The sequence below is a fragment of the Nocardia cyriacigeorgica genome (assembly GCF_029868385.1).
GTDB classification, from domain to species: domain Bacteria; phylum Actinomycetota; class Actinomycetes; order Mycobacteriales; family Mycobacteriaceae; genus Nocardia; species Nocardia cyriacigeorgica_F.
This window is the reverse complement of the sequence record NZ_JARWNX010000026.1, coordinates 103,226-128,404: the sequence shown is the minus strand read 5'-3', so window position 1 is coordinate 128,404 and position 25,179 is coordinate 103,226. Positions and strand designations below refer to the sequence as shown.

At 68.0% G+C, this 25,179-nt stretch carries 23 protein-coding genes and 1 pseudogene; 13 read left to right on the top strand and 11 right to left on the bottom strand.

What is annotated here, in order from left to right; all coding sequences use genetic code 11:
* Positions 1-444 precede the first annotated feature (444 nt).
* The 5 genes and pseudogenes from QH168_RS05220 to QH168_RS05200 all read right to left on the bottom strand — a co-directional run bounded on the left by QH168_RS05220 (position 445) and on the right by QH168_RS05200 (position 4,833).
* Positions 445-1,395 carry a glycine betaine ABC transporter substrate-binding protein gene (locus QH168_RS05220; RefSeq protein WP_280233282.1) on the bottom strand — a complete coding sequence of 317 codons (951 nt, stop codon included), beginning with the start codon at positions 1,393-1,395 and terminating at the stop codon, positions 445-447.
* A 155-nt stretch (positions 1,396-1,550) separates the two neighbouring features.
* Positions 1,551-2,336, bottom strand: coding sequence for an ABC transporter permease (locus tag QH168_RS05215; RefSeq protein WP_280233281.1), 786 nt, complete (start codon positions 2,334-2,336; stop codon positions 1,551-1,553).
* A gap of 34 nt (positions 2,337-2,370) precedes the next feature.
* A pseudogene (locus QH168_RS05210) lies at positions 2,371-3,664 on the bottom strand (ABC transporter ATP-binding protein).
* The gene (locus QH168_RS05205; protein ID WP_280233311.1) at positions 3,609-4,259 is read right to left on the bottom strand and encodes an ABC transporter permease; all 651 of its coding nucleotides are present in this window, start codon (positions 4,257-4,259) and stop codon (positions 3,609-3,611) included. The pseudogene QH168_RS05210 and the gene QH168_RS05205 overlap by 56 nt, the downstream one beginning before the upstream one ends.
* 91 nt (positions 4,260-4,350) lie before the next feature.
* Positions 4,351-4,833 (bottom strand): MarR family winged helix-turn-helix transcriptional regulator, encoded by a 483-nt coding sequence (locus tag QH168_RS05200; protein ID WP_280233280.1) that lies wholly within the window; start codon positions 4,831-4,833, stop codon positions 4,351-4,353.
* Positions 4,834-4,907: 74 nt separating this feature from the next.
* On the opposite strand from QH168_RS05200, the gene QH168_RS05195 reads away from it, so the two are divergent.
* The 4 genes from QH168_RS05195 to QH168_RS05180 all read left to right on the top strand — a co-directional run bounded on the left by QH168_RS05195 (position 4,908) and on the right by QH168_RS05180 (position 9,381).
* Positions 4,908-6,350, top strand: coding sequence for an MFS transporter (locus QH168_RS05195; RefSeq protein ID WP_280233278.1), 1,443 nt, complete (start codon positions 4,908-4,910; stop codon positions 6,348-6,350).
* Positions 6,351-6,482: 132 nt separating this feature from the next.
* On the top strand, positions 6,483-7,079 hold the full coding sequence (locus QH168_RS05190) for a CHAP domain-containing protein (protein WP_280233277.1): 597 nt from the start codon (positions 6,483-6,485) through the stop codon (positions 7,077-7,079).
* Positions 7,080-7,347: 268 nt separating this feature from the next.
* Positions 7,348-8,490: a hypothetical protein gene (locus tag QH168_RS05185; protein WP_280233276.1), complete on the top strand. Its 1,143-nt coding sequence runs from the start codon at positions 7,348-7,350 to the stop codon at positions 8,488-8,490.
* Positions 8,491-8,661: 171 nt separating this feature from the next.
* Positions 8,662-9,381, top strand: coding sequence for a DUF1906 domain-containing protein (locus QH168_RS05180; RefSeq protein WP_280233275.1), 720 nt, complete (start codon positions 8,662-8,664; stop codon positions 9,379-9,381).
* A gap of 197 nt (positions 9,382-9,578) precedes the next feature.
* Here QH168_RS05180 and QH168_RS05175 read toward each other — a convergent pair whose 3' ends face one another.
* On the bottom strand, positions 9,579-9,938 hold the full coding sequence (locus tag QH168_RS05175; RefSeq protein WP_280233274.1) for a hypothetical protein: 360 nt from the start codon (positions 9,936-9,938) through the stop codon (positions 9,579-9,581).
* 115 nt (positions 9,939-10,053) lie between these two features.
* Positions 10,054-10,830, bottom strand: a complete 777-nt coding sequence (locus tag QH168_RS05170; RefSeq protein ID WP_280233273.1) for an Rv1157c family protein — start codon at positions 10,828-10,830, stop codon at positions 10,054-10,056.
* 365 nt (positions 10,831-11,195) lie between these two features.
* On the opposite strand from QH168_RS05170, the gene QH168_RS05165 reads away from it, so the two are divergent.
* The gene (locus QH168_RS05165) at positions 11,196-12,452 is read left to right on the top strand and encodes a mannosyltransferase (RefSeq protein ID WP_280233272.1); all 1,257 of its coding nucleotides are present in this window, start codon (positions 11,196-11,198) and stop codon (positions 12,450-12,452) included.
* On the opposite strand, the gene QH168_RS05160 is transcribed toward QH168_RS05165, so the two are convergent.
* Positions 12,391-12,690 carry a 4a-hydroxytetrahydrobiopterin dehydratase gene (locus QH168_RS05160; protein WP_280233271.1) on the bottom strand — a complete coding sequence of 100 codons (300 nt, stop codon included), beginning with the start codon at positions 12,688-12,690 and terminating at the stop codon, positions 12,391-12,393. The genes QH168_RS05165 and QH168_RS05160 overlap by 62 nt on opposite strands.
* A gap of 61 nt (positions 12,691-12,751) precedes the next feature.
* Complete coding sequence (locus QH168_RS05155) at positions 12,752-12,928, bottom strand: hypothetical protein (RefSeq protein ID WP_280233269.1); 177 nt, start codon at positions 12,926-12,928, stop codon at positions 12,752-12,754.
* Positions 12,929-13,080: 152 nt separating this feature from the next.
* Between QH168_RS05155 and typA the strand changes: the two genes are divergently transcribed.
* The 5 genes from typA (at position 13,081) to QH168_RS05130 (ending at position 18,363) form a co-directional block, all read left to right on the top strand.
* Positions 13,081-14,982, top strand: a complete 1,902-nt coding sequence (gene typA / locus QH168_RS05150) for a translational GTPase TypA (RefSeq protein WP_280233268.1) — start codon at positions 13,081-13,083, stop codon at positions 14,980-14,982.
* A gap of 145 nt (positions 14,983-15,127) precedes the next feature.
* Positions 15,128-16,876: an ABC transporter family substrate-binding protein gene (locus QH168_RS05145; RefSeq protein WP_280233310.1), complete on the top strand. Its 1,749-nt coding sequence runs from the start codon at positions 15,128-15,130 to the stop codon at positions 16,874-16,876.
* Entirely contained in the window at positions 16,873-17,766 is an 894-nt protein-coding gene (gene mshB, locus QH168_RS05140) for an N-acetyl-1-D-myo-inositol-2-amino-2-deoxy-alpha-D-glucopyranoside deacetylase (protein WP_280233267.1), read from the top strand. Before QH168_RS05145 ends, mshB begins: the two co-directional genes overlap by 4 nt.
* 10 nt (positions 17,767-17,776) lie before the next feature.
* On the top strand, positions 17,777-17,935 hold the full coding sequence (locus tag QH168_RS05135; protein ID WP_280233266.1) for a hypothetical protein: 159 nt from the start codon (positions 17,777-17,779) through the stop codon (positions 17,933-17,935).
* Positions 17,932-18,363 carry a hypothetical protein gene (locus QH168_RS05130; RefSeq protein WP_280233264.1) on the top strand — a complete coding sequence of 144 codons (432 nt, stop codon included), beginning with the start codon at positions 17,932-17,934 and terminating at the stop codon, positions 18,361-18,363. The genes QH168_RS05135 and QH168_RS05130 overlap by 4 nt, the downstream gene beginning before the upstream one ends.
* Before the next feature lie 130 nt (positions 18,364-18,493).
* Here the strand turns inward: QH168_RS05130 and QH168_RS05125 are convergent, their stop codons facing one another.
* Both QH168_RS05125 and QH168_RS05120 read right to left on the bottom strand, forming a co-directional pair.
* On the bottom strand, positions 18,494-20,383 hold the full coding sequence (locus QH168_RS05125) for a PH domain-containing protein (protein ID WP_280233263.1): 1,890 nt from the start codon (positions 20,381-20,383) through the stop codon (positions 18,494-18,496).
* Positions 20,380-20,877, bottom strand: coding sequence for a PH domain-containing protein (locus QH168_RS05120; RefSeq protein ID WP_280233262.1), 498 nt, complete (start codon positions 20,875-20,877; stop codon positions 20,380-20,382). Before QH168_RS05120 ends, QH168_RS05125 begins: the two co-directional genes overlap by 4 nt.
* A 99-nt stretch (positions 20,878-20,976) precedes the next feature.
* Here QH168_RS05120 and QH168_RS05115 point away from each other — a divergent pair, with 99 nt between their 5' ends.
* The 3 genes from QH168_RS05115 (at position 20,977) to dapC (ending at position 25,137) form a co-directional block, all read left to right on the top strand.
* On the top strand, positions 20,977-23,562 hold the full coding sequence (locus QH168_RS05115; protein ID WP_280233261.1) for a bifunctional FO biosynthesis protein CofGH: 2,586 nt from the start codon (positions 20,977-20,979) through the stop codon (positions 23,560-23,562).
* 109 nt (positions 23,563-23,671) lie between these two features.
* On the top strand, positions 23,672-23,995 hold the full coding sequence (gene fdxA / locus QH168_RS05110; protein WP_163824164.1) for a ferredoxin: 324 nt from the start codon (positions 23,672-23,674) through the stop codon (positions 23,993-23,995).
* Positions 23,992-25,137 carry a succinyldiaminopimelate transaminase gene (gene dapC, locus QH168_RS05105; protein WP_280233260.1) on the top strand — a complete coding sequence of 382 codons (1,146 nt, stop codon included), beginning with the start codon at positions 23,992-23,994 and terminating at the stop codon, positions 25,135-25,137. Before fdxA ends, dapC begins: the two co-directional genes overlap by 4 nt.
* The last annotated feature ends 42 nt before the right edge of the window (positions 25,138-25,179 follow it).

The window sequence follows — 25,179 nt, the reverse complement described above, 5'->3', positions numbered from 1 at the left end:
CACAGCAGGTGTCGGGGCGTGGCCTGGGCCGAGGTGGCCGATCGGTGCCTGGAGTGCTCGGTGCGGGCGGGTGCGAGCAACCGCATGGATCGGGTTGCTCCGGAGAGCACGGGTTGGGACGGACGCCATTGTCGCTTCCGTTGCCATCATCATCGTCATCACACGGTTTGTCCGGATACCGTCCGGACCGGGTATCGACGGTCATCGCCTGCTCGATTCGGTTGCCGCGGAACAACTCGACCATCGGAGCCCATATCGGACCAGGGCCCCATCGCATGACCGGGAGCATTACGCTCGCGTCCCGGCGAGCTCACCGCGGCGCCGGGTGCGAACGTACACCGGGTGGGCATCCTGTGGGCGAGCAGAGATTCGGCTCGCTACCGTATTGTCGCGCGGCGGCCTCGGCGCGGCAAGAGGCATTCCATGACGGCCCGCCGGAGTGGATCACCCCTCGGTGACGAACCCTTCGGCGACCAGCCAGTCGCGGGCGACGTCCGCCGGTTCGCGGCCGTCGACGTCCACCTGGCGGTTGAGTTCGGTGATGGTTTCGTTGGTGAGCAGGGCGGAGATGGGTTCCATGACGGTGATGGCTTCGGGGTGGGCTTCGGCGAAATCGCGGCGCATGACCAGGGCCGCGTTGTAGGTGGGGAAGAAGCGCTGATCGTCGTCGAGCAGGATCAGGCCGAGGGAGGGGATGCGGCCGTCGGTGGCGGCGACGGAGCCGAAACTGCATTGGCGGCCGTCGGCGACGGAGGTGTAGACCAGGGCGTCCTGGACCAGGCGTTTCTGCACGGCATCGTTGTCGATGCCGTATTTGCGCGCCATACCGGGGAAACCGTCCTGGCGCACATTGAATTCGGTGCCCACGCAGGTGGCGGCCCGTCCCGGATCGGTGGCGACCAGGCGGGCGTAATCGGAGAGGGTCCGCACACCGGTGTCGGCGGCGGTGGCGGCATTGGTGACCAGCGCGTAGGTATTGTTCATCGGCGCCATCGCGGCCCAGACCATATCGTGGGCGGCCAGATCGGCGTCGCGGACGGCTTCGAACTGTGCGAGTTCACCGGGAACGGGGGTCTCATTGCCGAGATAGTTCATCCAGCCGGTGCCGGTGTAGTCGTAGGCCAGATCGATCTGGCCGTGCAACTGGGCGTCGCGCAGACTGTTCGAGCCTTGGATATCGGTCAGATCCCGCACATCGGCACCTGCCGCGACCATGGCGAATTCGATGAGATAGCCGAGGATGTTCTGCTCGGTGAAATCCTTGGAGCCCACCGTGATCGGCACGCCTTTCAGCGCCGGGACGGGTTGGATACTGCCGGGTCCGACGCGCAGGGGAACAGCGCTACCCGCCTCCAACCCACATCCGGTGAGCAGCAGGATCGCAGCGGATATCAAGAGGAAGATCCGCCCGCCGTGACCGATATGCGCGGGGCAGGGGAGCCGACTATCAGGCGTGTCGTTGCGTGACGCCGTGACCACCCGCGGCAGAACGCGCCACCGGCCGCGGCGTTCGTATCGGCCGAGTCCCGCGACATCTGTGCCCGCGGAACTCATGTCAACCCCCGCGGCCCGAGAAACTCTTCGGCCAGCGCCCCCAGCCAATCGACCAGCAGTGCGAGCGCGACGGCGAGCACAGCGCCGACGACCAGCGTCACATTGTCGCGCAACTTGTATCCGGTATCGATGAGGATGCCGAGACCACCGGCACTCACCAGGAACGACAGGGTCGCGGTGCCGACCGCGAGCACCAGCGAAGTGCGCAGACCGGCCAGGATATAAGGCACGGCGAGCGGGAATTCGATGCGGCGCAATACCGTCAGCGTCGACATGCCCTGTCCGCGGCCCGCATCGATGAGCGTCCGATCCACCTGCTGATAGCCCAGAATCGTATTGCGCAGCACCGGAAGTAGCGAATAGAACGCGATCGGTGCGACACCGATCCAGAACCCCGTGGTCTTGGTGACCAGATAGAACAGCACGATCAGGCCGATGGCCGGTGCGGCGGCGCCGATATTGGCGATGCCGACGAACAAGGGTGCGAGTCGGCGATACCGCGGACGCGACAGCAGCGTGCCGAGCGGCACCGCGACTACGACGACGATCAGCACCACGGTCACCGTGATCAGCACATGCTGCCAGGTCACCGTCGCGATATTCGAAGCGTTCAGACTGGCCTGCTGGGTGAGCGTGAGATCGCGGTTGAAGGCCCAGATCAACACGCCCGCCGCCAGGAGCAGCACGAGCGCGGGCTGGACCAGCAGCCGCAACCGCTCGGCCCGGCGTTCGGCAGCCGGAGACGTCGGGCGGCCCGGCGCGGGCGCGGTGGTCGCTGTCATGACGGGCTGCCCGCGTCGGCGGTGCGGCCCGGCATCACACGCCGCCCTTGTCGTTGTCCGCGCCGGTGTCGTCGGTGGTCGCGCCGACCGGCCGGGGCGGAGTGTCGTCGGCCGAATGCGGGCGTACCTCGCCGTTCGCGTGCTCGGCACGCATCCGGGCCAGATGCCCGACCAGGGTGTCGATGGTGATCAGCCCGGCGTATTCGCCGCGCCGCCCGGTCACGACGGCAGTCGCCGTGCTCTCCGCCAGCAGCGCCTCCAAGGCGTCCTGCAAGGTCGATTGCAGCGACACCAGTTCGCCCACCGGACTCCCGACCTCGCGCAGCGAATCCGCATGCGCGAGTTGCGGTGTCGATACCCAGCGCAGTGGACGCTGCTGCCCGTCGAGGATCAGCGCCCACGGCCAGTCGCGGCCCGCCAGCTCCCCGCGCAGCCGATCGACAGAGACGTCCTCGGCGGCGGTCGGACACTCTCCGCGTTCCACATCGCGGACACGGGTGAGGGTGAGCTGTTTGAGCGAGGCGTCGGCGCCGACGAAACCGGCGACGGTGTCATCGGCCGGATCGGCCAGGATCGCCGCCGGTGTGTCGTACTGGAGGATCCGGGAGTGATTGCCCAGCACCGCGATCCGATCGCCGAGTTTGACGGCCTCGTTGAAATCGTGGGTGACGAACACGATCGTCTTACGCAGTTCCGATTGCAGCCGCATCAGCTCGTCCTGTAACAACCCGCGGGTGATCGGGTCGACGGCGCCGAACGGCTCGTCCATCAACAGCACCGGCGGATCCGCCGCCAGTGCCCGCGCCCACCCCGACCCGCTGCTGCTGGCCGCCGGAGAGTTGGCGCGGATATCTGGTGCGGTAGGTGTCCGGGTCCAGGCCGACCAGTTCGAGCATTTCGTCGGTGCGCGCCGCGATCCGCTTGCGGTCCCAGCCGATCAGCCCCGGCACGGTCGCGATGTTCTTGGCGACGGTCATATGCGGGAAGAGCCCGGCCTGCTGGATGGAATAACCGATGCCGCGGCGCAATCGGTCGGGATCGATCGACAGCGCGTCCTCGCCGCCGATGGTGATGGTGCCCGAGGTCGGTTCGATCAACCGGTTGATCATCCGCATGGTGGTGGTCTTACCGCAGCCGGACGGCCCGACCAGGACCACGATCTCGCCGGCCGGAATCGTCATGCTGACATTGTCGACCGCCGGTTGCTGCTGGTCGCCATAGCGTTTGGTGACCGAGTCGAGGACGATCTCGACACCGGATACGGGTTCGGAGTCAGACACGGATCCCTTTCGACGTGGTGATTCGGCCGAGGAGCAGCAGCAGACCATCCAGCACCAGCGCCAGTGCCACGATGAGCACGGTGCCGGTCAAGGCCTGCGGCACCGCATTCGGCGTGCCGAGCCGGGACAGACCGGAAAAGATCAGATTGCCCAGCCCCGGCCCCTTGGCGTAGGCGGCGATGGCGAGGATGCCCATGAGCATCTGGGTGCTGATACGGATTCCGGTGAGCACGGCGGGCCAGGCCAGCGGCAGTTCGATCCGGGCCAGCACCCGCAGGCGGTTCATGCCGACGCCGCGCGCCGCATCGGTGATCGCCGGATCCACGGCGGCGAGCCCGACGATGGTGTTGCGCAGGATCGGCAGCAGCGCGTACAGCACCATCGCGGTGATGGTCGGTGCGACACCGAGTCCCAGCAGTGGAATCAGCAGGCCGAGCAGGGCGAAGGAGGGAATCGTGAGAATGGTGCTCGCCGCGGCGGTGGCCACCGAGGAACCCAGTGGACTGCGGTAGACCAGCACACCGATCGCCACCGCGACGATCGCGCCGAGCAGCACCGATTGCACGACCGCCGACACATGCAGATAGGAGTCGGTGAGCAACTGGTGGCGCCGGTTCACCACGAAAGTCCACAGCGTATCCAGAGTTTCCGCCTCCCCGAATCCTCGCCCGTCGCGGGTCAGTGTATCGACCGGACGCTACGTCGCGCGGTATTCGACGTTCGCGGTGCGTGATTCAGCGGGCGGGCCGCGGCCAGGGATTGCCCTCCAGGCGTTCGACCGACTGGTTGAACCGGGTGATGAGCCGGTGCAGCTGCTCGACGTCCTCGGCGGGCCAATCGGCCACCACCCGGCCGATGCCGTCGCGGCCGACGGTGCGGTCGGCGGCGAGCAGCTTCGCCCCTTTATCGCTCGGGCGGACCTTGCGCGCGACACCGCCGTCCGGATCGGGCACCCGCTCCACCAATCCTTGTTCGAGCATCGCGCCGACCTGCCGGTTGACCGTCGAGATGTCCAGGCGTAGCGCCTCGGCCAGTTCGCGAAGGCTCAACGGGCAGCCGAGGTCGAGCCGGGTCAGGATCAGGAACGCCGAGCGGTCCAGCTGAAAGCGGGGGTGACGGCTCGACGCGGGGGTATGGCGGGACAGCAGGGTCAGCTCGAACGACAGCCGCGACAGCGGTTGCTCCACCGCCGAACCGAAATCACCCGAATCGGACATGGCCAACACTATGTCGCCCGGTCACCGGAATAACAAATTGTGCACCATGCACATCGTATGTACCGTGCACATTCATGACCGCTGTAGCCGACGTGTCTTCGAACACGACCGACAACCGGCGCACACCCGCGCCCGCTGTCCTCATTGCGACACTCTCGACGGTGGGTGTCGTCGTCTCGTTGATGCAGACGCTGGTCATCCCGATCATTCCGGCGCTGCCCGGCTATCTGAACACCTCCGCGTCCAATGCGGCCTGGGTCGTCACCGCGACGCTGCTCGCCGGTGCGGTCTCTACGCCGATCAGCGGCAGGCTCGGCGATATGTTCGGCAAGCGCCGGGTGCTGTTCGTGAATCTGGGCGCGATGATCCTCGGTTCGATCATCTGCGCGCTGTCGACGGCGCTGCTCCCTGCCATCGTCGGACGCTCGCTCCAGGGCATGGCCGTCGGCGCGATCCCACTCGGCATCAGCATCATGCGTGATGAGCTGCCGCCGGAACGTGTGGGCGCGGCAATGGCGACCATCAGCGCGACCCTCGGTGTCGGCGGTGCGATCGGACTGCCGTTCTCCGCCTTCATCGCGCAGAACGCCGATTGGCACATGCTGTTCTGGATCTCGGCCGGTCTCGGTCTGCTCTGCCTGCTCGCGGTGGTCGTATTCGTCCCGGAATCGCCGGTGCGTACGCCGGGCCGGTTCGATTTCGGCGGTGCCGTCGGACTGTCGATCGCATTGCTGGCGCTGCTGATCGCGATCAGCAAGGGCGCCGACTGGGGTTGGGGCAGCGCAACGATCCTGAGCTTGTTCGCGGTGTCGGTGCTGGTGTTCCTGGCCTGGGGCGCCTTCGAACTGCGGCAGCGTTCCCCGCTGGTCGACCTGCGGGTGTCCGCGCGGCCGCGGGTGCTGTTCACCAATATCGCGTCGGTGGCGGTCGGGTTCGCGCTCTACGGCATGTCGCTGACCTTTCCGCAGCTGCTGATGGCGCCGGAGGAGACCGGATACGGATTCGGTCTGTCGATGGTGCAGGCCGGATTGGCGCTGGCGCCCGGTGGTTTGGTGATGATGCTGCTGTCGCCGGTGTCGGCACGGCTGTCGGCGGCTCGTGGACCGAAGTTCACGCTGGCGGTGGGATCGGCCGTCATCGCCGTCGGGTACCTGTGCGCGCTGGCGCTGATGAACAGCGTCTGGCAGATCGCGCTGGCCGGGGTCATCGTGGCCGGTGGTGTCGGCCTGGCCTACGCCGCCATGCCCGCGCTGATCATGGGCGCGGTGCCGATCAGTGAGACCGCGGCCGCCAACGGACTCAACTCGCTGATGCGGTCCATCGGTACCTCCACCTCGGCGGCGGTGATGAGCGTGGTGCTCGCCCATATGACGATCTCGCTCGGCAGCCACGTCCTGCCTTCCCGCGACGGATTCCACACCGCCTTCCTGATCTCCATGGCGGCGGCGGTGCTCGCCATCGTGCTGACCGCGCTGATCCCGATCAAGGAGAAGAAGGGCGCAGCCGTCTCGGCATGAGCCGAGCCGCGGCCCTCGTCGACCACGGCCGGGAACCCGCGGGCCCGTCGGTACGTCTAACAGTTCGAGAGCCGAATCGGCTCGCGAACGAATGGAGCCGATATGGCGGAGCGGGGAACAGCATCGACGCCGATGCGAACGGATCGACGGGGACTCGGGTGGGTGATCATCGGATCGGTGGTCGTCCTGGCGATCGTCGCGGGCGTGGCCGGGGTGTGGTGGTGGCAGGAGCGGGGCCCCGGCCCTGCGGTCGTCGGGGAGCGGATCACCGAATTCCCCGAGATCGATACGACGGCACTGGACCCGGGACAGGCCGCGGTGGTCGCGGTGTTGCGGCAGGAGTTCGCCGATCCGGGGGACGGGCCGAAATACGCCGAAGGCGTGACCGAGCCGTGGTGCGCCGATTTCGTCAGCTGGGTCATGCGCGAAGCGGGCCTGCCGCTGGCCAATCCGAACTCGGGGTCGTGGCGGATCCCCGGTGTGTACACATTGCAGGAGTACTACCAGGGCGCGGGCCGGTTCGTCCCGTTCGAGGCCGGATACCTGCCGCGCACCGGCGATGTGCTGCTCTACAGCGATGGCAGCCCCTTCACCCAGCACACCAATATCGTGCTGACCACCGACGACGGCGTGGTGACCACCATCGGTGGGAATGAATTCGGTGCGGTGAGCATGCATCGTTTCGCCGTCGCCGAGGTGCCGGGCGTGGTCGGCTACGGCCGGATCTGAGCCGGTCGAGTGCGCTGGCGGCGAATCGGGGCGCGCGAAAGTGCTTCGGACACAAAGAAGGGCTCGTCGCCGACGGTATCGCCGCCTAGCATGTACCGCGGAGGCGCCCGGCAGCGCCACCGCCGATCCCTGTCCTGCTGTCCCCTCATCGGCAGGACGGGGATCACTCATCTCATGACATGGCCGTCACCCACGTGCGGTCTGCTGGTCACCCACATCGCGTAGCGTGTCGAACAGTCCGTTGGAGGTGAGGGTTTCGGAACGTCTTATGCAGCCGATAGAGCACGCGCGCAAGGGTCCGTCCTGGATCGACTACGCCGAATTCGGCGAACGTTTCGTCACCCATGCGGTGACGACCGACCGGATCGAGGCCGCGGTCGCCGGTATCGCCGGTAAGGGCATGAAATTCGGTCCGTTCTCGGTGGGGCCCGCCGGTCTGGCCGGTTTGGTCGCCGAGGGCAAAGTGGGCCGACCGGTGGTGGTTCGCAGCGGACCACACGTCACCTTCGAGATGCGGGTTCCGGTCTCGCTGGCGGTGAAAGTGCTGCTCGGTGGCAAGAAACTGCGCCTGGAGACGGTCGTCGCGATCGATATGACCCTGCACGCGCGCACCGCGGCGCCGCTGCTCATCGTCATCGATATTCCGCCCATCCGGCCCGCGGACGTCAGCGTGGTGTTGCGTGCGCAGGCCGTGGACTCCGCCGGTGAATGGCTGCTGGACCCGGTGGCCGGAGTGCTGCAACGCGAGGTCGCAAACCGCGTCAACGCCATGCTCGCCGACCCGCAGGCAGTGCGTTCACGGGTCTTCGACGTGGAATCGATGGTCGCCGGTACGCCGTCGCCGCATCGCGGGGCCGCTGAATTCGAATGGATCGGCTACGACGAGTTCGGCCACCGGTTCTTCCCGCTGATCGTCACCCGCGACCGTGTTTTCGATGTGGTGCGGGGCCTGTCCGGCCGCCCGATCGAGGTGGGGCCGTTGCGCACCGGGCCACGGGACTCGGCGACGGTGACCGTGCGCGGCGCCGTGCGACTGCCCGAACTCACCGAACGGCCGCGCACCGACCCCGATCGGTCCGAGGTCGTCTTCGATCTGCTGCTGCCGGTGTGGCTCGACATCACCGTCGATGTGCTCAAGGCCAACCGCTACCGCGCCGATGTGCGCATACCGCTGGTACTCACCGCGCGAGCAGCCGATCCGCTGCTGATCGTCATCGATGTGCCGCCGCCGGACCGCGGCGATATCCGGCTCGAGTTCAGCGCGGTCGGTATGCGCGCGGCCACCCTCGGCGTGCTGGCCGGTATCCGCAAACAGGTCATCGCGCAGGTCGCGCAGGTCGTGCGCAAGGAACTGGCCGACCCGGCCGGACGCACGATCGATGTGGCCGCGCGCATCGACGGCACCGTCTGAACGATACCGCTGTGGCGGAAGTGGTGAAAGTGCCCGGTGAGTCTGGCGATTCGTATGTGAATGTGGTGAAATGAGTTCACGTTCGAGGCCCCCGGCGCGCGAGTGACACTTGGGGAAGGTGCGCCGGGCACGCTTGCCAGTGCCGGTCGGGGGGCGCGAAGGAGTCCTGCGATGCGTTCATCTCTGTCCCGGCGTGATCTGTTCGGCTATGCCGCCGCCGCGGCCGTGGTCGGTTCGCTCGGAGCCACCACCCTCAAAGCCGCACCGGCCGCCGCCGATTCCCTCGGCACGCTCGTCGACTACGCCGCCGGAGTCCCCTCCGCCGCCGCCATCCGGGACGCGGGCCATATCGGCGTCATCCGCTACGTCTCCGACCGACGCCCCGGCGCCGAATGGATGGAAGGCAAACCGCTGCGCGCCGCCGAAGTCGAGGACCTCGACTCGGCCGGACTGGCCATCGTGTCCTGCTACCAGTTCGGCAAAGGGCCCACTGCCGACTGGCGCGGTGGCCTGGAAGCAGGCAAGCGCCATGCCGAACGCGGCCTAGAACTGCATCTGGCCGCCGGTGGCCCCGAGGGCGTGCCGATCTACGCCTCGATCGACGACAACCCCTCCGCCGCCGACTTCGCCACCATGATCGCGCCCTATCTGCTCGGCTGGCACGCCGTCCTCGGACGAGAGAACACCGGGGTCTACGCGAACTCACCCACCATCGACCTCGCCGTCGCCGCGGGCCTCGGTTCCTGGTACTGGCAGCATGATTGGGGCACACCGGAGGGGCATGTGAACGCGGCGGCCCATCTGCACCAGTTCGAGATCGACGACCGCACCATCGACGGCATCGGCGTCGACCTGAACAACGTGCTCACCGCCGAATACGGGGCCTGGTAAATCCGTTCGCGGGCCCGGGTTACGTCTGGCGGTGTCCGCTACGGCGCCAGCGGTCGCCCTGGCTGGTGTACGCGACGCTCGGCCGTGGCTGCTATGTCTGGTGTCCGGCTACGTCCGGCCGCGCCCGCTATACCTGGTAGCCGGCGAGCCCCGCCGTGTCCGCAATGCCTGGTGGCCGTCGAGTCCGGCAGCGGCCGCTACGTCTGGCAGTGGCAGACCGGCGCGACCCGTAGATCCGGCTCGTCATCGGGAACCACCCGCAGCGTGGGCCTGGTCTCCGGCGCCGCATTGTTGCCCAGCCAGGACAACAGCGACCAGCGCGACAGCCCGGACAGGGCCGAACCGAGGCTGGCGAAGGACCCCGACGAGATCACCGAGGCGAACGATCCCACCGATCCGATCGACAGCACCGATCCGACGCTGCCGATGGACAGGATCGAATAGGCCGAGCCGATGGACAGGATCGAACCCTCGGACCGGATGGACAGAATCGACCGGCGCGAGCGCCTGCTGCGCACCGAATCGCGGGACTTCATCGAACGCTCGATAGTCGCCATTGCTTCGGTCTACCACAGCCGCGGTGCGGTTCGGGAGAGGCTCGGGCAATCGAGGTGCCGCAGTGCACGACGAGGCCCCGGCAGCGATGCTGCCGGGGCCTCGAAGATGCGGACGTCAGACGGTGAAGAAGCCGAGCGTCGGCAGGAAGTTGCAGGTGCGCGGTGCGGCGTCGGCGGCCTGGGTGGTCAGCGAGCCACCGACCACCGCGACGATCCGGCCGGAACCGGTGTTCGCGATGGCGGACAGGGTGGCCGGGCCATCCGGGTTGATCTTGGCCTCATTGGTCAGCGCCTGCACACCGGACTGGCGGGTGTCGAGGTTGAGCCACTGCACCGTCATCGGCGGGTTCTGCACATCGGTCGGCGATTTGGTGCCGAGCGCGGTGAACACGAAGCCGGTCTGGCCGACCTGCGGTCCCGGCGGGGGCAGCTGGGCCGGGCCGGGAACCGCGAGCGCGGTGCCGACCGAATCGGCGGAGTCGGAAATGCAGCCCTTACCGATGGTCGGGTACAGGAACTGTGCGATGGCCGGTCCCTGCTCCGGTAGCTCGGGGCCACCGCCGCCGCTGCCGTCGAGGAACTTGATGATGCGTTCCAGCGTCGACTTGATCTGCGGCGGCAGATTCAGCGTGGCCAGCAGGGCTTTGGCCTGGTCGAGCAGCGCGGCCTGCGGGCTCGCGGTATTGGCGGCCGCGATCTGGCCGACGATGGCAGGCGTCAGGGCGGCGAGCGCGTCGACAGGGACGCCCTCGGGAACCATGGGGACGCTGTTCGGCACCGCGGCGGGCGCCGGGGCCGGGGCCGCGACGGTTGTCGCGGGCGCGGCGATCATGGCACTCGCCGCAATGGCGAGCGCGGACAAGGCGATCCGCGATCCTCGGGTGCGAAGCACTGGTCTTGCCGTCCTTACCTCGGGTACATCTGGGCGACGCTGAAAAGCCGTCGTTTCGGGGGTCACTCTAAGGACAACACCGCACGTTGTACAGCAGCAGTGCCGGAAATGCGCGCCGTGGACGAACGTGTTATCAGAAGGTAGCGCCGATCCGTGTTACGGGTGTGAATGTTGATGCAAATGTTACTTGTGGTGCGGGGGTTGAGTGTGCCAGGGCGGCGAGGCGCCGACCTGTGCTGCGGTTAATGTAGTCGGAGCCTTCCGTTCCAGGCCGATGAATCGCCGAACCGCGCGATCTCGGCCCGACTCCGAAAGTCCCGCATTTGAACCAGCAGAGCGCTCGGACGGACGTACGCCCGCCCGCCGTGCCCGCCCGATCGGCCGAACCGCACCGCTGGGCCACCCACACCCGCCTGGCGGTGGCCGCGCTCGCCGCGACGGTCCTCGCCCGGCTGCTGTGGATGCTGTTCGCGCCGAACGGAATGAACCTGGTCGACCTGCACGTCTACGTCGACGGCTCCGCTGCCCTGCTCACCGATAAGCTCTACGACTTCACCTACGCGGAGAAGACCCCGGATTTCCCGCTGCCGTTCACCTATCCGCCCTTCGCCGCGGTGGTCTTCTTCCCGCTGCACTATCTGCCGTTCACGCTGGTCGCCATCGCCTGGCTGCTGGCGATCGCCGCCGCGCTCTACGGCATCGTGCGTATCGCGCTGGAACTGCTGCTCGGGGCCGAGGCGGCGCGGGAGCCGCGCTGGCGCACCGCCTCGATCACCTGGACCGCGATCGGGCTGTGGCTCGAACCTGTGCGCACCACGATGGACTACGGCCAGGTCAATGTGTTCCTGGTGTTCGCGGTGATGCTCGCGGTGCGCAGCTCGCGCTGGTGGATTTCGGGAACGCTGGTCGGCGTCGTCGCCGGTATCAAACTCACCCCGGCGATCAGCGGGCTGTATTTTCTCGCGCGACGACGCTGGATGACGGTGGCGTGGTCGGCGGCCGTCTTCGGCGCGACGGTCGGGCTCAGCTTCCTCATCTCGGCCGGTGAGACCCGCCGCTATTTCGGCACCCTGCTCGGTGACGCCGACCGGATCGGCCCGGTCGGCTCGGTCTGGAATCAGTCGCTGCGCGGTGCGCTGAGCCGCCTGCTCGGCCACGACGTCGAAACCGGACCGTGGTGGCTGGCCTCGGTGGCCCTTGTCGCGGTGCTCGCGGTGTTCGCCTGGCGCGCGCTCGGACCCGACGACCGGCTCGGCACCCTGCTGATGGTGCAGCTGTTCGGGCTGCTGATCTCGCCGATCTCCTGGTCGCATCATTGGGTGTGGCTGCTGCCGACGGTGCTGTGGCTGCTGTACGGGCCGCTGCGCGAACTGCCGGGCGCGCGCGTCTTCGCCGGGTACTGGTTGGTGACCGCGCTGGTCGGCGCGCCATGGGTGCTGTCGTTCTTCCAGGATTCGATCTGGACCATCCCGCGGCCGTGGGTGCTGTCCTGGCTCGGGACCGTCGATGTGATCGGGGTGCTCGCGATGCTGGTCTGGATCATCTGCACCCCGCGGCTGCTCACCCGGACGAGGCGGCCAGCCGATCGATCTCCTGCGCCATCGCCACATCCCGCGCGGTGAGTCCGCCTTCGCTGTGCGTCGACAGAGTGAAGCTGACATTGCGCCAGCGGATATCGATATCGGGGTGATGGTCGGCGGCTTCGGCCGCGACGGCGACCCGGCGCACCAGTTCGATACCGGCGGGGAAAGTGGCCGCTTTGATCGTGCGGGAGATGGAATCCCCGGAACGGCTCCACTCGGGTAGCGAGGCCAGCGCTTCGGATATTTCCGTATCGGAGAGTAATGGCGTAGTGGTCATTGTCTCGTTGTACCCCGGTTGCGCACGATCATGGCCGGGGTCGGCAAATCGTTCGGATCGTTCAGGCCGCGCGCGCCTTCTTCAAACCCTTTTTCAGATCCTTACCGCTCACACCGGCCGCTTCCAGGCGTTTCATCCGCATGATGACCACAGGGCACTTCAGACAGCGCGTCTTTTTCCGACAGCACTTCTTCTTCGGCTTGAGGCTCGACACCTTCTTTGCCTTGACCTTACCCATGGCGAGTAAGCCTACCCTTAGTCGAATGTGGGATCTCAGGTGCACCTGGGTGCCGGTAGGGTGTATCTGGCCGCGATGCCCGGTGAGTTCCATTCTCCACCTGTTTGCAGAGCACCGTCGCCACCATCTACCCAACAGCAGGAGGAACAAGCGTGTCGTCTGCACGCGATTTTCGCAACGTCGCCATCGTGGCCCACGTCGACCACGGTAAAACGACGTTGGTCGACGCCATGCTCCGCCAATCCGGCGCCTTCGCCGAACGGGCCGAACCGGTCGACCGGGTCATGGACTCCGGCGATCTGGAACGCGAGAAGGGCATCACCATTCTCGCCAAGAACACCGCGGTGCATCGGCACAATGCCGACGGCTCGGTGACCGTCATCAATGTCATCGATACCCCCGGCCACGCCGACTTCGGCGGTGAGGTCGAGCGCGGTCTGTCCATGGTCGACGGTGTCGTGCTGCTGGTCGACGCCTCCGAGGGCCCGCTGCCGCAGACCCGGTTCGTGCTGCGCAAGGCACTGTCGGCCTCGCTGCCGGTGATCCTCGTGGTGAACAAGACCGACCGTCCCGATGCCCGGATCTCCGAGGTCGTCGAGGAAAGCCACGATCTGCTGCTCGATCTGGCCTCCGATCTGGACGACGACGCCGCCGAAGCCGCCGAACTCGCGCTCGATCTGCCCGTGCTCTACGCCTCCGGCCGTGAGGGCAAGGCGTCGAAGGTGGCCCCGGACAACGGTCAGGCCCCCGACGCGGAAAACCTCGACGCCCTGTTCGAGGTGCTGCTGGAGAACATCCCCGCCCCCAAGGGCGATCCGACCGCACCGTTGCAGGCCCACGTCACCAACCTCGACGCCTCGGCCTTCCTCGGCCGTCTCGCGCTGGTCCGCATCCACAACGGCGAGCTGCGCAAGGGCCAGAACGTGGCCTGGATGCATGCCGACGGCATCAAGAACGTCAAGATCACCGAGCTGTTGCAGACCATCGGCGTCGAGCGTCAGCCGGGTGAGGTGGCCGTCGCGGGCGATATCGTCGCCGTCGCGGGCATCCCGGAGATCATGATCGGCGATACCCTCGCCGATCCGGATCAGCCGGTGGCGCTGCCGCGCATCAGCGTCGACGAGCCCGCCATCTCGGTGACCATCGGCACCAACACCTCGCCGCTGGTCGGTCGGGTGCAGGGCCACAAACTGACCGCCCGCATGGTGAAATCGCGGCTGGATCAGGAACTGGTCGGCAACGTCTCGCTGCGCGTGCTCGATATCGGCCGTCCCGACGCCTGGGAGGTGCAGGGCCGCGGTGAGCTGGCGCTGGCCATCCTGGTCGAGCAGATGCGCCGTGAGGGCTTCGAGCTGACCGTCGGCAAACCGCAGGTGGTGACCCGTCAGGTCGACGGCAAGGTGCACGAGCCGTACGAAGAGCTGACCATCGACTGCCCCGACGAGTACCTCGGCGCGATCACCCAGCTGCTGGCCGCCCGCAAGGGCAAGATGGTCCAGATGAACAACCACGCCGCCGGATGGGTGCGCATGGAGTTCATCGTGCCCTCGCGCGGTCTGATCGGGTTCCGCACCGACTTCCTCACCGAAACCCGCGGCACCGGCATCGCCAACGCCGTCTTCCACGGCTACGCGCCGTGGGCGGGGGAGATCCGGGCGCGCCACACCGGTTCGCTGGTCTCCGACCGCGCGGGCACCGTCACCCCGTTCGCCATGATCCAGCTCGCCGACCGCGGCCAGTTCTTCGTGGAGCCGGGCGCGGACACCTATGAGGGCATGGTCGTCGGCATCAACCCGCGGGCCGAGGATCTCGACATCAACGTCACCCGCGAGAAGAAGCTGACCAATATGCGCTCCTCCACGGCCGATGTGATGGAGACGCTGGCCAAGCCGCTCCAGCTCGACCTCGAAGGCGCCATGGAGTTCTGTGCCGCCGACGAATGCGTCGAGGTCACCCCCGAGGTGGTGCGGGTGCGTAAGGTCACGCTGGCCGCCAACGACCGGGCTCGTGAGTTGTCGCGGCGTAAGGCTCGCGACCGGGCGGCCGCGCAGTAACCCGCGTTCGCGGACAACAGCGGCGACAACGATCGTCGGATACCGGAACCGCCGGGCCCAGCGCCCGGCGGTTTCGCGTAGCCGGACGAGTGCGAGGTGGCGAGGTAGAGTGCCGAGGGTGAATTCGGGGGCGCGACGGCGCGCGATGTGGCGCGCGATGCTTGTTGTGATGACGGCGTTGCTGCCGGTGGTCGCCGGGTGCACCGCGAACCCGCCGCCGCCGATCGAGAGCACCGACAGCCCGAAGACGACACCGGCCGAGCCGGGGAAGAACACCGTCGTCGTGGCCATCGACGACATCGGTATCGGGTTCAATCCGCATCTGCGTTCGGATCAGTCGCCCGCGACGGCGGCGGTGAGTTCGATGGTGCTGCCGAGCCCGTTCCGGCCGGTGCCCGATCCGGCCGCGCCGGGCGCGACGCTGTGGGTGCCGGATACGGCGCTGGTCGAACAGGCCGAGGTGACCTCACAGGAGCCGTTCACCATCACCTACAAACTGCGCAATCAGGCCAATTGGTCCGATGGTGCGCCGATCGCCGCGGAGGATTTCCGTTTCCTGTGGCGGCAGATGACCACCCAGCCCGGTGTGGTCGACCCCGCGGGATACCGACTCATCTCCGATGTCGCGTCGACGGCGGGCGGTAAGACCGTCACCGTCACGATGACGGCACCGTATCCGGCCTGGCGTCAGCTGTTCGCGAACCTGCTGCCCTCACATCTGGTGAAGGATTCGCCGGGCGGATTCGAACGCACGCTCGCCGAGGGCATCGCGGTGTCCGGCGGCAGCTTCAAGATCAAATCCGCCGATCAGGGCCGCGATGAGATCTTGCTCGAACGCAATGACCGGTACTGGGGCAAACCGGCGGTGCCGGATCAGATCCTGCTGCGTCGCGGCGGAACTCCGGCCCAGGTCGCTGATTCGCTGCGCACCGGTGACGCGCAGATGGCGCTGGTGCACGGCGGTGTGGCGACCCAGGCGCAACTGGCGGCCATCCCTTCGGTGCGCACCGCGATCATGCCGCAGGCGCGAGAACTGCAATTCGTGCTGAACGGTCGCAGCGGCGATCTGGTCGACCCGCGGGTGCGCACCGCCGTGCTGGCGCTGCTCGACCCTGCGCTGTTGGCCACGGTCGGCGCGCAGACCGGCGGTTGGGTGGAGCCGGTACGTGCCCAAGTGCTTTCGCCCTCCGATCCCGGCTACGTGCCGACCGTGCCGCCGCGTCCGAGCCAGGACGATGCCTTCGCGCTGCTGGCCGAGTCCGGATTCGGACGCGCTCCCGAACCGCCGCCGGTGGTTTCGGCGACCTCGCCGGCGCCGCGCCCGCGACCGGTCGCCAAGGACGGTAAATCGCTCACCATCCGCATCGGCGCCGTAGCCAACGACGCCACCGCGCTCGCGGTCGCCAATACCGCCGCCGACCAATTGCGCAGTGCGGGCATCGACGCCACCGTGCGCAGCGTGCCCGGCGACGAGTTGTACGGCAAGGAACTGGTCGAAGGCGCCATCGACGCCATAGTCGGCTGGGAGGTCGCGGGTTCGGACCCGGCCACCGTGCTGGCCTCGCGCTACGGTTGCCCGCCGGTGCAGGCGCCCGGTCCGGATGGGGAGGAACCGGAGCCGAGCGCCGAGGTGGTCCGGCTGGCGCCGAGCAACCTGTCCGGTATCTGCGATCCGGGCGCGCAGCCCGCGATCGACGGCGCCCTCGTCGGTGTCGAGACACCCCGCGTGCTCGCCGAGGCCGAACCGCGGCTGTGGGCGGCGGCGACGGCGCTGCCGATCGTGCAGGACAACGTGGTCGCGGCCTCCGGTCCCTCGGTGGACGGTGCTTCGCTCAGCGGCGCCATCCAGGTCGGCATCTTCGGCGACGCGGCGAACTGGCGACGCGTCGGATGAGTTCTCCCGCAGCCGGAACCGGTGGCCTGCTGCTGGTGCACGCCCACCCCGACGACGAATCCATCACCACCGGCGGCACCATCGCCCACTATCGCCGTCGCGGTATACCGGTCACGGTGGTGACCTGCACCCTCGGTGAGGAGGGTGAGGTGATCGGCGACCGGTGGGCCCAGCTCACCGCCGACCACGCCGATCAGCTCGGCGGGTACCGGATCCTCGAACTCACCCGTGCGCTGGCCGCACTGGACGCGGGCGCACCCCGATTCCTCGGTGGCGCCGGCCGCTGGCGCGATTCCGGGATGGCCGGTACGCCGAGCGCCGAGCATCCACGCGCCTTCGTGCGGTCGGGTCCGGCGGCGGTCGACGCGCTGACCGATGTGCTGTTGGAGCTGCGGCCACGGGTCGTGGTCGGCTACGACCCCAACGGCGGCTACGGTCATCCGGATCATATTCGCGCCAACGAGATCACCACCGCCGCCGTGCACCAGGCGGCCGAACGTGGTTGGGACACACCGAAGTTCTATTGGACGGTGACCGACGCCGAGATGCTTCGGCTGCATACCGAAGCCTTGGCCCGCCGTACCGTCGAGGGGTTGCCGGGTGCGCTGCCGCCGGGGTGGCGGCTGCCCGCCGAGGGTGAGTTGGCCTGTGTGCCGAGTGATACCGTCACCACCGCCATCGACGTCTCGGATGTGCTGGCGGCCAAGCGCGCCGCGCTGCGCGCCCATGCCACCCAGGTGAGCGTCGCGCCGTCGGGTCGCGAGTTCGCGCTGTCGAACGATATCGCGCAGCCGGTGCTGCCGGAGGAGCATTTCGTGCTGGTCCGGGGTGAGCGCGGGCCGGTCGGGCCGGATGGACGCGAACACGATCTGTTCGCCGCCCCCGCCTAGACTCGATCGCATGTACAACTGGGAGCTCCAGAACGCCATCGTGGCATTCGTGGAAAGCCTGCGGCCCGGCGCGCAACAGCAGCACGAGCTCTACATGTCGGTGCTGTACACGTTCGTCGATATGCAGAGTCACCTGCTGACGCTGCTCGGCTACCCACCGGTCGCGTGACCGCCACCGTGGACGACCAGGCGGGCAAACCGGCCCCGTCGCGGTCCGGACTCCTGCTGTCGCGGCCGGTGCATGCCGCGCTCGGCGCGCTGATCATGATCGCGCTGATCGTGGCTGCGGTGATCACACTGGTCCTCGAGGTGCTCTATCTGCCGCTGTATCTCGGCAGCGTCGCCTTCCCGATCGCGGCGCCGCTGGCGGGCGCGGTGAACGTCCTGCTGGTACTCGGCGCCCGCACCGTCTCCACCCGCCCCATCGTCATGCTCACCCCCATCGTCGCGTGGACCATCGCCTTCCTGGCCGCCGCCAGTGCGGGCCCCGGCGGCGACGTCCTACTCGGCGACGACGCCCGCACCCTCCTACTACTCCTGTGCGGCCTGGCCCCACCCCTGGTCTACGTGTACACACGGGTGAACCGGACGCGCTGACGCCGCTCACCTCGACGCCGACCCGCGCACAATCCATCGGGCAGTGCCACCGGAGCCCCCGCACTGCCGGTCGCCCACGCGCTGTAGTCGGCCACCTCGCACGATGGTGCGGGTTGTGGTGGGCAGCTGACTATTTCGTGCCGAGCCTGCCCGGAGTGACGGCGTCGATCAGGGCCCAAGCCTGGTCCAGGGGTAGGTCGATGACGTGGTAGCGCTTCTTGCCCGCGGCGGTGGCGGCGGTGACGGTGGCGAGGCCGGAGCGGCGCTGCCAGAAGGTCTGGCGCACGGTCCAGCCGATGATGCCGGGGGCCTCGAGGCAGTCGCGGTCGCGGTCGAGGGAACCGGAGCGGGTGATCAGCCAAGTAGGTGAGGTCGCGGTGGCGGGCAGGACCGCGTGGCCGAGACCGCGGTACCGGTCCTCGGCCAGGGCCGCGGTGATCGGGACCAATGCGACGGGCAGGAGCCACCACCACGGCGAGAACTCCTGTCCGGCAAGGACCATCAGCAGCAGCGGGGCCGCGGCGACGGGAGCGGGCCACATCGCATGCGTGTACCGGCGCCGCCGTGCCGCCGGTCCGTGCATGATGAGGTCCACTCGTCCGGGCGCCGCCCCCACAGCCGTGGGAACCGAACCGTCGGGCACCCGAATGGTTCCGGAACTCGTACCTCTCGCGGAGGTTCCCGCCGTGGCTTCGGGACCCGTGATCGCTCCGGCACCCGCGCTCGCGGCAATGGTGCCGGAGTCGGTGGCCGTGCCCGCTCCGGAATCGGTGCCCGCGCTCGTATCGGAACCGGAATCCGCCGCAATGGTTCCGAACTCCGTACCGTTCACAGAACCACCCGCGGCAGTGACACCGTTCGACCTCGATGGCGTGGCAGCAGCCGTCGCCCGCGACACCCCGTTCGGATACTTCGCCGTATGCGGGCTCAGCAGATGCGCGAGGGTGGCGTCGACCGCGGCTCGTGGCGCCTGCGGCAGGATCTTCTGGCGCGGGTTCTGCCCGGTCATGATGGCCTCGAGTGAGGCACCACCGGCCAGTCGCAGCAGCAGCGGCTCGTTGACGGTGGCGCCGCGGAATCGGGCCAGGTCCAGGGTGATCTGCCGGGTGGTGAACAGGCCGTAGCGCAGGTGCAGGGTCGTACCGTTATCGGTGACGCGCAGACCGAAATACGTCGCCAGATAGTGCGCGCAGGCCGCGATGCTCATCACCAGCACCACCGAGATCAGCAGACCGAACCCGAGCAGGGTGAGCAGCAGTACGCCGCGGCCCTCCACCGAATGCACGGCATCGGACCGGAACACCACTTCACCGAGCCCGTACTGGAACCCGATGCCGACGATCGGCGCGACGATGGCGAAACCGGTCAGTGACAGCGGCGCGTACTTCACCCAGGCCGGTCGCCAATGCCCGATCTCGCGATTGCGTTCCCGGCGTGAACCATTGTCGAGGGTCGTGCCGGATCGATCGCCCGCCGCTTCCGGCGCCCCTTCGGGTTCATCGGCGGCCACATGCGGCGCCCTGGTATGTGCGAGCAGTTCGACCCGCAGCGCGGGGACCACGGCCGCGTCCAGGGCGTTGAGTTCGAACTTCTCCCCGGATTCCGCGTGCTGGCCGGTGCCGATGGCGAGCACGGCGAGCCCGAGTATCCGGTGCAGCAGATCGGCCTCGATATCCACCGACCGGATGCGTGAGCGCGGCACCGACAGCTTCTTGCGCTGGAACAATCCCGTCCGCAACTCGATATGGGTCGGCCCGATCCGATAGGTGGTGGTGAACCAGCGGGTGAGCGCATACCCGACGATCGCCACCACCGGGAGAACGCTCCACACATGATTGCCGCTGCTGGTGCCGAGGATCAGCGTGCCGAGCAGCACCGGGATGAACCGGATGACCTGGTCGACCGGGTGCACCAGCAGCATCCGCTTGTCCAGCCGTAGCCAGGGCTGGTCGCTGTCGGGGTCCGGATGGTCGGTATGGGTGCCGGGGTGCTCGGTGCCCGGACCGAGCCGGTCGCTCATGTCGCGTCCCCGCGATGTCTGGCCGCGATCTCGGTCAGGCGGGTCACCGTCTGCTCGGCCACCGGCAGTTCCAGCCCGCTGATCGCCACCGCACCCGCCGATGACGCCGTGGTGACGGTGACCGTCGCCAGCCCGAGCGCCCGCTCCAGCGGCCCGCGTTCGGTGTCGACGGTCTGGATGCGCGAGATCGGCGCCACCCGGCTCTCCTGGGTCAGCCAGCCCACCCTGGTGTACACCGCCTGATCGGTCACCTCCCAGCGATGCACGCGGTATCGCCACCACGGCACCACCGCGATGCTGATGACCGCGACGATCAGGACGATCACCGTCACCGTGCCCTGTAGCGAGCGGTTACCGGCATCGAAGGCCGCCCAGATCAGCAGCCCCACCAGCGGGATCAGCCAGGCGAGCACCGATTGCAGCGTCCACAGCAGTTTCGCTTTCGGACTGGGACGCCAGGCCGGCTCGGCCATGATCGTGCGCGGCTGCGTCATGTTTGCCATCGTGGCATGCCGCGCGTGGAATAGCCCGCGCGCCGGGGGAGTTGTCAACGCTCACAACCCTGGAGGGAGACAGTTCCGGATGTGTGGCGCATGATCGAGGGCGTGATCGACCTATCCGAGCCGACCGTTCCCGCACCCCCGCCGAGCCCATCGGCCATGCGCCGGGCGCTGCGGCGGGCGCGTGACGGAGTGACCCTGAACGTCGACGAGGCCGCGGTGCTGCTGCACGCCACCGGCGACGACCTGGCCGATCTGTGTCGCAGCGCCGCCAGGGTGCGCGATGCGGGTCTGGAATCGGCGGGTCGCCCGAAGACGATCAGCTATTCGCGCAATGTCTTCATCCCACTCACCCACCTGTGCCGGGACAAATGCCATTACTGCACCTTCGTCACGGTGCCGGGCAAACTGCGCGCCGAAGGCCGCGGCATGTTCCTGGAGCCGGACGAGGTGCTCGACATCGCCCGCCGCGGCGCCGCCCTCGGCTGTAAAGAGGCGCTGTTCACCCTCGGTGACCGGCCCGAGGACCGCTGGCCGGAGGCCGCGCAGTGGCTCGACGAACGCGGCTACGATTCGACCCTCGACTATCTGCGCGCGGTATCGATCCTGGTGCTCGAGGAGACCGGGCTGCTGCCGCATCTGAACCCGGGCGTGATGAGCTGGGAGGAGATCTCCCGCCTCAAGCCGGTGGCCCAATCCATGGGCATGATGCTGGAGACCACCGCCACCAGGCTGTTCACCGAGAAGGGCAACTGCCATTACGGCAGCCCGGACAAGGATCCGGCGGTCCGGCTGCGCGCCATCACCGACGCGGGGCGGCTCTCGGTCCCCTACACCACCGGCATCCTGGTCGGCATCGGTGAGACCATGGCCGAGCGTGCCGAATCGATCATGGCGATCCGTAAGCAGCACAAGGCGTTCGGGCACATCCAGGAAGTGATCGTGCAGAACTTCCGTGCCAAGGGCGATACCGCCATGCGCGACACCCCCGATGCGAACATCGACGAATTCCTGGCCACCATCGCGGTGACCAGGCTGCTGCTCGGTCCCGACGTCCCGGTGCAGGCTCCGCCCAACCTGGTCTCGCAGGCCGAATGCACGGCCCTGCTGGACGCGGGCATCGATGACTGGGGCGGGGTCTCGCCGGTGACGCCCGATCACGTCAACCCCGAACGGCCCTGGCCCAATCTCGACACCCTGGCCGAACTCACCGCGGCCGCCGGATTCGAACTGGTCGAACGCACCTCGGCGCATCCGAAGTATGTGCTCGCGGGCAATCCGTGGGTCGATCCGCGCATCGGTGCGCATGTGGCCGCGCTGACCGATCCGGACACCGGTCTGGCCAGGCCCGATACGGTTCCGGTCGGCCTGCCGTGGCAGGAGCCCGACGAAAGCTGGGAATCGGCGGGCCGCGTCGACCTCAATACCGCCATCGACTCCGATGGCCGCAACACCGACACCCGCAGCGACCTCAACAGCGCCTTCGGCGATTGGGACACCGTGCGCGAACAGGCGCGCGATCTGGCCGCGGTCCCCGAACGGCTCGACGCCGACGTGCTCGACGCCCTGCGCGCCGCCGAACGCGATCCGGCCGGGCTGTCGGATGCGCAGTATCTGGCGCTGGCCACCGCCGACGGCGCCGACCTCGACGCGGTCGCGGCGCTCGCCGACGGCCTGCGCCGCGAGGTCTCCGGGGACGAGGTGACCTATGTGGTCAACCGGAACATCAACTTCACCAATATCTGCTACACCGGCTGCCGGTTCTGTGCATTCGCCCAGCGCAAGGGGGATGCCGACGCGTTCACCCTGAGCACAGGCGAGGTCGCCGACCGGGCCTGGGAGGCGCACGTCGACGGCGCCACCGAGGTGTGCATGCAGGGCGGTATCGACCCCGATCTGCCGGTCACCGGGTACGCGGATCTGGTGCGGGCGGTGAAGGCGCGGGTGCCGTCGATGCATGTGCACGCGTTCAGCCCGATGGAGATCGTCAACGGCGCCTCGCGCGGCGGGCAGAGCGTGCGTGACTGGCTGGTGGCATTGAAGGAGGCCGGGCTCGACACCATTCCCGGCACGGCCGCGGAAATCCTGGACGACGAGGTGCGCTGGGTGCTCACCAAGGGCAAACTGCCCGCCTCGGCCTGGATCGAGGTCATCACCACCGCCCATGAGGTTGGCCTCCGGTCCAGCTCGACCATGATGTACGGCCACGTGGACAATCCGAAACATTGGGTCGGGCACCTGCGGGTGCTGCGCGATATCCAGGACCGCACCGGTGGTTTCACCGAATTCGTCCCGCTGCCGTTCGTGCATCAGAGCGCACCGCTGTACCTGGCGGGCGCGGCGCGTCCCGGACCGACCAACCGCGACAACCGGGCCGTGCATGCGCTGGCCCGCATCATGCTGCACGGGCGCATCGACAACATCCAGACCAGCTGGGTGAAATTGGGCACCACCGGCACCAGGGTGATGCTGGACAGCGGCGCCAACGATCTGGGCGGCACGCTGATGGAGGAGACCATCTCCCGGATGGCTGGCTCCCAGCACGGGTCGGCCAAGACCGTGGCCGAACTCACCGAAATCGCCGCGGGCATCGGTCGTCCGGTGCGCGAACGCACCACCACCTACGGCGTTCCCGCGGGTCGCGGGCCCGCCGCGGGACTCGAACTATCCATCCACTGAGGCCACGTCCCAAGTTAGGGCAGGCTGACCGAGGGTAACGTGTGAGGCGCCAGGGATACTTGTGCCGGGCGCAGTACCCCCGAGGTGAGGACAGACTAGGAGAACGGCAGTGCCGTACATCATCGCTGAACCGTGCGTTGACGTGAAGGACAAGGCGTGCATCGAGGAATGCCCCGTGGATTGCATCTACGAGGGTGGTCGCATGCTGTACATCCAACCGGACGAGTGCGTGGACTGTGGTGCGTGTGAGCCGGTGTGTCCCGTCGAGGCGATCTTCTACGAGGACGACACCCCGGACCAGTGGAGCGGCTACATCAACGCCAATGTCGACTTCTTCGATGAGCTGGGTTCGCCCGGCGGCGCGACGAAGGTGGGCAAGGTCGATTTCGATCCGCCGTTCATCAAGGAACTGCCGCCCATGGCGTCCGAATGAGCGCTGGATTGTCGAGTACCGATAGTGCGGCGGCACGCGTGCGGGTCAGCTCGCTGCTACCGGATTTCCCCTGGGACACCATCGCGGGCGCGAAGGCGAAAGCCGCCGCCCATCCCGGTGGGATCGTCGATCTGTCGGTCGGTACGCCGGTCGACCCGGTCGATCCGCTGATCCGCGCCGCGCTGAACTCGGTCGCGGAGGTCCCCGGATATCCGACCACCCACGGCACCACCGCGCTGCGTGAAGCCGCCGTCGACGCCCTGCGTCGCCGGTACGGGATCACCGGGATCGACCAGGCGGCGGTGCTGCCGGTCATCGGCACCAAGGAGCTGATCGCCGGGCTGCCACGGTTGCTCGGCCTGAGCGTGGCCGATCTGGTGGTGATCCCCGAGGTCGCGTACCCCACCTACGAGGTGGGCGCGCTGCTCGCGGGCACCGAGATCGCGCGCGCCGACGGCCTGACACAGCTGGGTCCGCGGTCACCCGCGCTGATCTACCTGAACTCGCCGTCCAACCCGACCGGCAAGGTGCTCGGCGTCGACCATCTGCGCAAGGTCGTGGCCTTCGCCCGCGAACGCGGCGCCATCATCGCCTCCGACGAGTGCTATCTGGGTTTGAGCTGGGAAGGCCGGGCCGTCTCGGTGCTCGATCCGGAGGTCTGCGATGGCGACCACACCGGTCTGCTCGCGGTGCATTCGCTGTCGAAGACGTCGAACCTGGCCAGCTACCGCGCCGGGTTCGTCACCGGTGATCCGCACCTGGTCGCCGAACTGCTGGAAGTGCGTAAACACTCCGGCATGATGGTGCCGTTCCCGATCCAGGCGGCGATGACCGCGGCGCTCGGCGACGACGCGCACGAGAACCAGCAGCGTGAGCGTTATCGCGCCCGCCGCGACACCCTGCGCGCCGCACTGTTGTCCGCGGGTTTCCGCATCGACCATTCCGAGGCGGGCCTGTACCTGTGGTCCACGCGCGGCGAACCCTGCCGCACCACCCTCGACTGGCTCGCCGAGCGCGGCATCCTCGCCGCTCCCGGCGATTTCTACGGTCCGGCCGGTGCGAAGCATGTGCGCATCGCGTTGACGGCCACCGATGAGCGGATCGCCGAAGCGGCGGCCAGGCTCGGCGCCGCCAGTTCCTGACTCGATACCGCGATCGGCCGCCGGAAACGCAGGTGGGCGTGG

What these genes read in the sequence shown, in the direction of transcription:
- QH168_RS05160 (WP_280233271.1), bottom strand. Translation starts at nt 12,690, where the DNA reads ATGACCACTACGCCATTACTCTCCGATACGGAAATATCCGAAGCGCTG.
- QH168_RS05145 (WP_280233310.1), top strand. Translation starts at nt 15,128, where the DNA reads ATGTGGCGCGCGATGCTTGTTGTGATGACGGCGTTGCTGCCGGTGGTC.
- QH168_RS05215 (WP_280233281.1), bottom strand. Translation starts at nt 2,336, where the DNA reads ATGACAGCGACCACCGCGCCCGCGCCGGGCCGCCCGACGTCTCCGGCT.
- QH168_RS05185 (WP_280233276.1), top strand. Translation starts at nt 7,348, where the DNA reads ATGCAGCCGATAGAGCACGCGCGCAAGGGTCCGTCCTGGATCGACTAC.
- QH168_RS05135 (WP_280233266.1), top strand. Translation starts at nt 17,777, where the DNA reads ATGTACAACTGGGAGCTCCAGAACGCCATCGTGGCATTCGTGGAAAGC.
- QH168_RS05115 (WP_280233261.1), top strand. Translation starts at nt 20,977, where the DNA reads ATGATCGAGGGCGTGATCGACCTATCCGAGCCGACCGTTCCCGCACCC.
- QH168_RS05190 (WP_280233277.1), top strand. Translation starts at nt 6,483, where the DNA reads ATGCGAACGGATCGACGGGGACTCGGGTGGGTGATCATCGGATCGGTG.
- QH168_RS05155 (WP_280233269.1), bottom strand. Translation starts at nt 12,928, where the DNA reads ATGGGTAAGGTCAAGGCAAAGAAGGTGTCGAGCCTCAAGCCGAAGAAG.
- QH168_RS05125 (WP_280233263.1), bottom strand. Translation starts at nt 20,383, where the DNA reads ATGAGCGACCGGCTCGGTCCGGGCACCGAGCACCCCGGCACCCATACC.
- QH168_RS05180 (WP_280233275.1), top strand. Translation starts at nt 8,662, where the DNA reads ATGCGTTCATCTCTGTCCCGGCGTGATCTGTTCGGCTATGCCGCCGCC.
- dapC (WP_280233260.1), top strand. Translation starts at nt 23,992, where the DNA reads ATGAGCGCTGGATTGTCGAGTACCGATAGTGCGGCGGCACGCGTGCGG.
- QH168_RS05175 (WP_280233274.1), bottom strand. Translation starts at nt 9,938, where the DNA reads ATGGCGACTATCGAGCGTTCGATGAAGTCCCGCGATTCGGTGCGCAGC.
- QH168_RS05200 (WP_280233280.1), bottom strand. Translation starts at nt 4,833, where the DNA reads ATGTCCGATTCGGGTGATTTCGGTTCGGCGGTGGAGCAACCGCTGTCG.
- mshB (WP_280233267.1), top strand. Translation starts at nt 16,873, where the DNA reads ATGAGTTCTCCCGCAGCCGGAACCGGTGGCCTGCTGCTGGTGCACGCC.
- QH168_RS05120 (WP_280233262.1), bottom strand. Translation starts at nt 20,877, where the DNA reads ATGACGCAGCCGCGCACGATCATGGCCGAGCCGGCCTGGCGTCCCAGT.
- QH168_RS05195 (WP_280233278.1), top strand. Translation starts at nt 4,908, where the DNA reads ATGACCGCTGTAGCCGACGTGTCTTCGAACACGACCGACAACCGGCGC.